This window comes from Magnetococcales bacterium (assembly GCA_015231925.1).
Taxonomy (GTDB): Bacteria; Pseudomonadota; Magnetococcia; order Magnetococcales; family JADGAQ01; genus JADGAQ01.
The window spans coordinates 1-8,655 of sequence record JADGAQ010000178.1 but is presented as its reverse complement, the minus strand read 5'-3'; the positions used below and the strand labels follow the sequence as shown (position 1 = coordinate 8,655).

Below are 8,655 nucleotides of genomic sequence, written 5' to 3'. Positions count from 1 at the left end.
CCCAGTTCGAGCCCCGAAAAGAGCCTCATCCGGGGATACCGTATCCCGTCACAGGATGCTCTTGTCGAGTATGTATTTGTGCAGCACCAAAGCGTTCAGGGGAGATGCGGGAATGAAGCGCAGAATGTACTTCTGAAATTCACCCATCTCCTGGCCCGCAACGGAGGTGCAGCGGAAAACATGGGCCTGAATGCGCACCTGCTTGTGGCGCACCGCCGATTTCCCGAAACCTCTGGAACCGGGAACCGTGGTGGAGAGAATGGCGGGAAAGGGATGTTCCGGCAGGGTCACCCGTGTTTCCAGGGAAAAGGCCTCGTCGTTGATGTCGGCAATATCCCCAAGCTCAACCTGACGGGAATCCCCCTGCTCCCCGGTGATCTCCATGATGGCGCGGGTCGGCGATGGCTCAATGCGTTCGTAACGACGCACCTCTTCCGCTTGATGATGCCACATGCGCCGCATCCGCTGGCGCAGCAGTCTGCTCCCCTTGATCAGAGCCCGTTTGGCCAGCATGGCCAAGGCGTAAAAGAAAAAGAAGATATCGGTGTACCACTTCTGTTTGCAACGCACATAATAATTATCAATCAAGGTGCGCATGCGTTTGGGAGCATTGTGGGGCGTAAAGATCTGGGAGTAGCCGATCAATCCGGGCTTGACCTCGAAACGCACGTCGTATCCGGGAATGCCCTTGCACAAGTTCTCGTAGATTTCGGGACGTTCCGGACGCGGTCCCACCAGGCGCATCTCCCCTTTGATCACGTTGATCAACTGGGGCAGCTCGTCCAGGCGGGATTCCCGCAGGAATTTCCCGGTACGGGTTTCGAAGCGGTCTGCCGAGGAGAGTACCCGATCCTGCAACAGGGATTGGGAGCCGGTATTCAGGGTGCGAAACTTGTACATTTTGTAGGGACGTTTGCCGAAGCCGAGTCGCTCGCCGACATAAAAGACGGGTGCGCCGTCGACCAGGCGGATCACCAGGGCAATCAACAGAAAAGCGGGCAAGGCCAGGGAAAAGAAGACCAGCGCGGTCACCGCATCGAAGAGAATGGTCCCGATGGGACCTCCTTCCCGATACCCGCCGAAGTCAAACCATTGCAGAAAAACAGAATTGCCGATTCTCATGGCCACCCAACCTGAAACACCCTTTCCAAAATACGTCGGAGTATGAATGATATCTGAATATAGATAAAAAGGGAAAGATTCCTTTGTTAGGGGGAACGCCCCGTGCGCTCTCCCCCGGCCGGCTGCAGGAACACTCCGTCGGGCGCCACCCCGGTCGGCAAGCGGGGCGGCAGGGCCAGTGAAGCGGTCCCCGCCGGCGCTTTGGGCGCGGCAACCGGCCTGGACGGTGGCGGGCTCGCAGACTTCACGGGTTGAGCGACCGGTTCGGCCTCCGCCACGCTCCACCAGGTGGAGGAACCGCCGGGCGCCGTCTCCGCGTGGCTGTCGGCAACAGGATCCGGTCGCGACAAAACCGGTTTGGCCGAAACCTCCGGCTGGGGAACCGCCGGCACGTTAAGGGGAGAGCTTTCCCCGACAGGGCCTTTCACCGGGGTCTCCGGATTCAATACATACCGCCAGGCAAGCAGCAGGCTGGCCAGGAAACAAGCATAGAGCAAGCCCCGTCCGATCGGAAAGCCACCCCGTTTTCGGGGTGGTTGGTCCGGGAGACTCTGCCGGGAGTCGGACTCGCTGGCGGTAACGGGGCCCTCCATGAGGGGAATGGAGAAGATCACCGGCAAGGCCAGTCCACGTTCGCAATCCTCGGGACGTTTGACGGTCTGATCAAAAAAATGGGTCAGGAAACCCAGGCTGATCCCGGTGAAGAGGGCCACCACGAAGCCCACCGGCACCATGAGGCGAGGGTTGGGGAAGACCGGGTTCGAGGAGGCTTTGGCCGCCGCGACGATCATCACCTGGGAGTAGAGTCCCGCCGCCTCGTTGTTGCTGTTGATGTGAGCCTCTTCACGACGCTTGAAGAAGGTTTCGAAGGAGAGTTCCAGCAACTTCGATTCACGGGTCACCTGATCGGTTTCGAGCTGCAGCTTCTTCAAATCGAGGTTGCGCTGGTCCAGACGGGCCACCTTCTCCTTGAGAAAGCGGATCTTCTCCCGAATGGTGGCCGCCTGGTTCTCCTTGCTGCTCAGGATGGAACTCGCCTCCTTGTGCATGGCACGAAACAGGTTGTTGACCCGGACCTCGATATCCCGGGCCGCCTGGCTCTTCTCCTCGAAAATCTGCAACACGCGGGCCTGCTCCACCAACTGCTCCTCCAGCTTGGCGGAGAGATCCCGAATCACCATGTTTTCCAGAAAGGCGAAGAGGCTGACGCCACCCTTGTTCAGTTCCAGGCGAATCTGTTCCGCATCCCGCTCCGCCTGGATGCGGGAACTCTCCAGGGACTGGAGTTCCCGCAGAAACTCTGACTTGAGCAACAGGTTCTGCTGCAGCTCCAATCCCGGATCGGGCGCACCCACCTGACGGATCAATTCGATGAGCCGCTGCTGTTTCTTGTCGATCTCCTGCATGTATCCCGAAACGCGCTCTTCGAAAAACTGGTTCATCATCTGGGGATGATGCACCGTTTGCCGATAGGTGAGGTACTGGTTCATCAACCGTTCCAGAAGAACCTTGATGCGTTGGGGATCCTTTCCCGTCAGCCGCAATTCGATGACGTTGGAACGGGCCAGAACCTCGATGGCGAGCTGGCTCTTGAAATAGTCGATCAACTCGCTCAAAGCCTGGGCCTTGACTTCCGGGGCGGGCTTCTCCCCCAGGGTCTCTTCGACAAATTTGAGCGCGGTCTGACGCACCACCTCGTTGGAGGTCATGATCTGCACTTCGGAGTAGAGATCCTCCTTGGTGATGGGCTCCACCTTGAGCAGGGTGTTTTCCAGAATCCCCGGATTGCGGTCCAGGTTCTTGCCTTTGACCAGGAAGGCGCCGGTCGCCTCGTACCGGGGGGGCCAGAAGAAGGCCACCACCAGGGTGGCCGCGAAGATGAGGGCGGCAGTTCCCAGAATGAGACGCTTGGTGGAAAAGAGAACGAACAGGAGTTCCCGGACCACATCTTCCTGATTCATGCCACTGCGCGGGGTGGAGTCCATGCCGTATCCCAATGGTTCAGAAGACGCGGTCGCCCTGGTTGAGGCGGCGCAGTTCGTAGGACATGCCCAGGCTGAAACCCCGGAACATCAACATGTTGCCGATCTGCTGGGCCAGATGGGCCGCTGTGGTGACGGGATGCGGCGGCACATAGATGATGTCGTCGGGCATGATCTGGAAAAAGGAGGCTCCCGGTTTCAGTTCGAGGGCATCCTGCAGGGCGATGGCGGTACCCACCATCTTGTCCTCCTTGCGCCGGATGACGATGACCTGATTGCCACGGGCATCCTTGGTCATGCCCCCGGCCAGAACCACCGCCTGGGCCACGGAAACCGGTTTGTCGATCTTGTAGGCCCCTGAACTGGCCACCTCTCCCAGAACGTAGATCAGGGAGCCGGCGTGCTTTTCCAGGAAGAGGTCGATGTGCAGACTTTCGTGAATGGCCGCGTACTTCCGGTTGATATCCTCGTTGACCTCGTTGATGGTCCTCCCGGCCACGAAGACATGGCCGATCATGGGAAAAGTCACCTGCCCGTCGGGACGCACCGTCACCAGACGGCTCAAGCCACGGGAAGAGGTATAGAGATCCTTTTTCATCTCCCGAATCTGCTGCAGAAACTCCGGCACGGTGATGATCACGTTCGGATTGCGCAGGATGCCCTTGTAGCGCTCCTCCAACTCCTGCCGCAATTCGGCCACCGTTTTGCCCCGCACCTCCATCTCCCCCAGATAAGGCAGGGAAATCTTGCCATCCGGACGCACCCGCTGGGTTTCGTTGAGTTCCTTGGCCCCCGGAAAGCGGAATTCCAGGGTATCCTCCTGGGAAATATGGAAGTCCTGCCCCACCATCCAGGTTTTGATGTGGAACAGGACGTCCAGGATATCGCCGGGAGAGATGCGATACTCCGCAAAGCTGGTGAACTCCGGTTTGGCGAAGGAGAAGGCGTGGTGGTCCATGACCACCTCCCCGTTGGTCGGCGCCTCTTCCCTGGAGGAGACGCAAGCGGAAACCATCGGCAGCCCGCACAGAACCGTGACCAGAGGGAAAAGGCGTCCCATGGGATTCATCCGTAAAAAATCCGCGGAATGTAATATTTGCGTTTATTGAGAACCACCCCGAGAAGATTCCCTCCCACCTGGTGGATGTTCTCCCGCAGCAACTCGATCATGGCTTTTTTGGTCCGTTCGCATTGAATGACCATCAGGGTGGCGTCGAACCAGGGGGCCAACAGGGCGGCGTCGGAGGAGACGAAGAACCCCGGTCCGTCCAATACCACGCAGTCGCAGGAAGCCATCAGGGCGGCAACCTCCTCCTTGAGCTTTTCGGAACCCATGTTGGTGATGCCCAGACCGTTTTCCGCACCGTGACTCATGACCCGGAGATTTTCATGCCCGGTGGCATGTACCACCTGCTCCAGGCTGGCCTCTCCGGCCAGGAACTGCACCAGTCCCGGCCCGACCGGCAGTTCGAAAAGGCGATGCAGACAGGGAGCGGCATGATTGCCATCCACCAGCAGCACCTTGACCTGCCCCTCGGTGGCCAGGGAATAGGCGGTGGAGATGGCCGCGGTGGTCTTGCCGTCCCCGGAACGGGGTGAGGTGAAAAAGAGGGAGCGAACGGACCGACCCTGCGCAGCCGTCAAGATCTTGCCCTGCAGGCGCGACAGTTCTCGATTGCGCAAAAAAGGTTGCATTCTGTCGGACAAGCGTCCCATTCTAGCTTCAAGCTCCCTCAAACAACCTGCGCCGCCATCTGGACATGGCTCCCTGCCTTGCTTTAAGCATGCCTTGTGCCACAACTCCGGAGGCGAACATGTCAAATAATCTGGAAGGTCGGAGAGTTCTCTTTCTGATTGCGATCCTCGCCCTGGTCGGGTTCGCCGTGGGGGGATCAACCCTGTGGATCCTCTACGAGACCTCCCTCGTACAGACCAGAATGCGCCTGGCGGAAACCGTGCAGAGCCGGGCCCGGCTCATCGAGGCCATCGCCCAGCAAAAGATGATTCAGTTGCGGCAATACCACCTTCCCGATGACCCGGAACAGATTCTGGTCCAAACCCTGTTGCTGTTGCGCCAGGCCCAGGAAGAGTTTCCGGGCCTGGGGGAAACCGGCGAATTCGTTCTGGGACGGCGCGAGGGCGACCAACTCGTCTTCCTGCTGCACCGCCGACACGACCGGGGGGACGAGCCGATTCCGGTTCCTTATGATTCGGAGTTGGCGGTTCCCATGCGGCTGGCGGTGGAAGGCCACTCCGGGTCGATCATCGGCGCCGATTACCGCAACGAAATCGTCCTGGCGGCCCACGAACCGCTCAAACGGCTCAACGTGGGCATCGTCGCCAAAATCGACATGGCCGAAATCCGCCAGCCGTACCTGAAAGCAGGCGGCATCGCCCTGCTGGTCGGTCTGCTGGTCATTTTCACCGGGGGTTGGTTTTTCCTCCGCATCAGCGAGCCCATGCTGCGCCAGATTCAGGAGACGGAACTGCTCAAGGAAAATCAAAGGCTGCTTGACTCGGCTCGCCAGGCCTTGCAGGAAAAGGCTGTCTATCTGGACAACATCCTGCGCACCGCCACGGATATGGCCATCGTGGCCACGGATTTGAACTATATAATCAAATATTTCAATCCGACTGCAGAAGCCTTTTATTCCCTCTTCGCCACGACCGCCATAGGCCGTCCCCTTCAGGCGATCCACCGGGAGAGAAACGTCGATCCCGATCGGTTTCAATCCGGCATGGATGCGGTCCGGGAACGGGGAGAACACCGCTACGAGGTTCGCGACACCCGGGAAGGCCGGGAACGGATCATCGAATCCAGGGTTTCGGCGATTACCGACACCTTCGGCGTCATCGTCGGGTATGTCCTCATGGCCCGCGATGTCACCACCGCGCGCAAGGACCAGGAAGAGGCGCGGCGTGCGGCGCGCCGCTACCGCATGCTTTTCGAAACCGCCAACGACGCCATTCTGGTGGCCCACGCCGAAACCGGCCTCATCGTGGAGGCGAATCAAATGGCGGCCACCCTTCTGCAAAGACCCCTTCACGAAATCATCGGGCAGCATCAAACCCAGCTCCACCCCCCCGAAGAGCGGGACCGTTACGCCGAACTCTTCCGGGAACATGTCCAGGGAGGGCGGGACACGGTGGAGAACGTGCATGTGGTTCGCCCCGACGGCAGCCGGGTACCGGTGGACATCCGGGCAGCGGTCACCGACCTGGGGGATATGCCGGTGATTCTCGGCATCTTCCGGGATGTCACCCAGAGGGAACAGGCCGAAGAAGCCTTGCAAAATATCAATCACGAACTGGAAAGCCGCGTGCTGCAGCGTACCCGGGAGCTGGAACGTTCCAATCGCGACCTGCAGCAGTTCGCCTACGTCGCCTCCCACGACCTGCAGGAACCGCTGCGACTGGTGACCGGATACGTGCAACTCCTGGAGAAGCGCTATTCCGGCGCCCTGGACGAAAAAGCCACGAAATACATCGCCTACGTGGTGGACGGGGTTCGCTACATGAGCGATTTGATCAACAGCCTGCTGGCCTACTCCCGACTGGAAACCCAGGGAGATACCTTTACCACCTTCGAAGGTGAAAAGGCGCTGCATCGGGCTTTGCATTTCCAAAGCCGGGTCATCGCCTCCACCCAGGCCAGCGTCAGCCAGGATCCCCTGCCGACGATCACCGGGGACGAATCCCAGATGGTGCAACTCTTCCAGAATCTGCTGGCCAATGCCCTCAAGTTCCGGGGGGAATCCCCACCCCTCATTCACATCGGCTGCAGACAGGACGGGGATTGCTGGCACTTCACCGTGCGCGACAACGGCATCGGCATCGAGCCCCAGTATCTGGAGCGCATCTTCACCATTTTTCAGAAGCTGCACGCCCGCTCCCGCTACGAGGGAACGGGAATCGGTCTGGCTCTGTGCAAACGCATCGTCGAACGGCACGGGGGACAAATCTGGGCGGAATCGACTCTCGGCGAAGGCAGCACCTTCCACTTCACCCTGCCCACCCGGCCCGGAACGCTGCATTCTTGATGGATAATATCGGCAAAAGTGTGTTACCCTTTTTCGCGAAATGAAAAATTACCATTTTGCCCGGGGGGAAAAATCCTGCGGCAAGGGAGAGGCGAACCATGGAAACCAGCCTTGGGCAGCCCATTGAACTGCTTTTGGTGGAAGACAGCCCCGGTGATGTCGATCTGACTCGCGAAGCCCTGGCGGACAGCCGCATCGCCAACCGGCTGCATGTGGTGGAAGACGGGGAACAGGCCATCGATTTCCTGGAAAAGCGCGGGCGCTTCGCCTCGGCGGTAAGACCGGATCTGGTGCTGCTGGATCTCAATCTGCCGCGCAAGGACGGGCGGGAGGTGCTGCAATACATCAAACGGAATCCCGATCTGGCCACCATTCCCATCGTCATTCTGACCACCTCCAGGGCTGAAGAGGATATCCTCAAGACCTACGAACTGCATGCGAACTGCTATATCACCAAACCGGTCGATATCGATCAGTTCTTCTCGGTCATCAAATCGATCGAGGATTTCTGGCTGACGGTGGTCAAATTACCCCGCAAGATCACTGCACCGTGACACGGAACAGAGAAAGCGGCCCCATGGGCAACCCGGTGATACAAGCGCTGCTGATCGAGGACGACGCCCCTTTTGCCGAACTCCTGCAAATCTGGCTGGAGGACGAAATGGCCAAAGGGCGCGGTTTCAGCCTGGGGGCCTCCATCCGGCTGCATCCCGTGGGCACCATGGCCGAAGCCCGTCAGGTCATGGAACACGGCTCGTACCAGGTCATTCTGGCAGATCTGAACCTGCCGGATTCCAAGGGGTTGGCCACCTGCGAACCCTGGCTGAAACAGCCCTGCCAAACCCCGGTGATCGTCCTGTCCAACCTGGATGACGAATCGCTGGCCATGCAGGCGGTGCGCCTGGGAGCCCAGGACTATCTGGTCAAGAGCCTGCTGGACGGACACCTTCTGCTGCGAGCCATTCGCTACGCCATCGAACGTCATCGCCTTCAGGCGGAACTGGATCAAAACCGGGAAGAACAGCGGCGCAAACGGGAACAGGAGACCATGGAACGCCTGGGAGGACGCGCGGAAACCGCCGTCAGCGCCCAAGCCCTGGGAGTGCGCAGCCTGGACAGCAGCGCCCCGGAAACGTTCACCCGCCTCGCCGGTATGCTGACCCTCCTCCTGGAACAGTCCCTGGAAATGCGTACCCACAAAGTGATTCACCATGTCTCCAAAAACCTGAAAGAACTGGCAAGAGAGCTGGGGTTTCTGAAATGCGGCCCCCGGGACGTGGTGGCCCTCTATCGCGAAGCGCGTCTGCGCCTGGAACAACCCGGCAACACCGCCCGCAACGAGGTCATTCACGAGGAGGGACGCTACCTGGCCTTCGAATTGATGGGACATCTGGTATCCTGCTACCGTCCCTATGCCTTGGGGAATACCCAGCGGGAATCCAGCCCTCCTTTCCTCCAACCGGATGGCCATCCACACCCTGGAACGCCGATTCCATGAGGATAATCGCATG

7 protein-coding genes are annotated in these 8,655 nt (G+C 59.5%); 3 read left to right on the top strand and 4 right to left on the bottom strand.

Annotation, left to right across the window (positions count from 1 at the left end; translation table 11 throughout):
- Positions 1-48: 48 nt before the first annotated feature.
- The 4 genes from HQL56_15935 to HQL56_15920 all read right to left on the bottom strand — a co-directional run bounded on the left by HQL56_15935 (position 49) and on the right by HQL56_15920 (position 4,820).
- The gene (locus HQL56_15935; protein ID MBF0311006.1) at positions 49-1,122 is read right to left on the bottom strand and encodes a sugar transferase; all 1,074 of its coding nucleotides are present in this window, start codon (positions 1,120-1,122) and stop codon (positions 49-51) included.
- A gap of 86 nt (positions 1,123-1,208) precedes the next feature.
- Complete coding sequence (locus HQL56_15930) at positions 1,209-3,107, bottom strand: hypothetical protein (protein ID MBF0311005.1); 1,899 nt, start codon at positions 3,105-3,107, stop codon at positions 1,209-1,211.
- A gap of 16 nt (positions 3,108-3,123) precedes the next feature.
- The gene (locus HQL56_15925) at positions 3,124-4,164 is read right to left on the bottom strand and encodes a polysaccharide biosynthesis/export family protein (protein MBF0311004.1); all 1,041 of its coding nucleotides are present in this window, start codon (positions 4,162-4,164) and stop codon (positions 3,124-3,126) included.
- A gap of 5 nt (positions 4,165-4,169) precedes the next feature.
- Positions 4,170-4,820, bottom strand: coding sequence for a CpsD/CapB family tyrosine-protein kinase (locus HQL56_15920; protein ID MBF0311003.1), 651 nt, complete (start codon positions 4,818-4,820; stop codon positions 4,170-4,172).
- A 98-nt stretch (positions 4,821-4,918) separates the two neighbouring features.
- Here HQL56_15920 and HQL56_15915 point away from each other — a divergent pair, with 98 nt between their 5' ends.
- From HQL56_15915 to HQL56_15905, 3 genes are all read left to right on the top strand, one after another.
- On the top strand, positions 4,919-7,144 hold the full coding sequence (locus HQL56_15915; protein MBF0311002.1) for a PAS domain S-box protein: 2,226 nt from the start codon (positions 4,919-4,921) through the stop codon (positions 7,142-7,144).
- Positions 7,145-7,242: 98 nt separating this feature from the next.
- Entirely contained in the window at positions 7,243-7,698 is a 456-nt protein-coding gene (locus tag HQL56_15910; protein ID MBF0311001.1) for a response regulator, read from the top strand.
- Entirely contained in the window at positions 7,695-8,642 is a 948-nt protein-coding gene (locus HQL56_15905; protein MBF0311000.1) for a response regulator, read from the top strand. Before HQL56_15910 ends, HQL56_15905 begins: the two co-directional genes overlap by 4 nt.
- Positions 8,643-8,655: the final 13 nt, after the last annotated feature.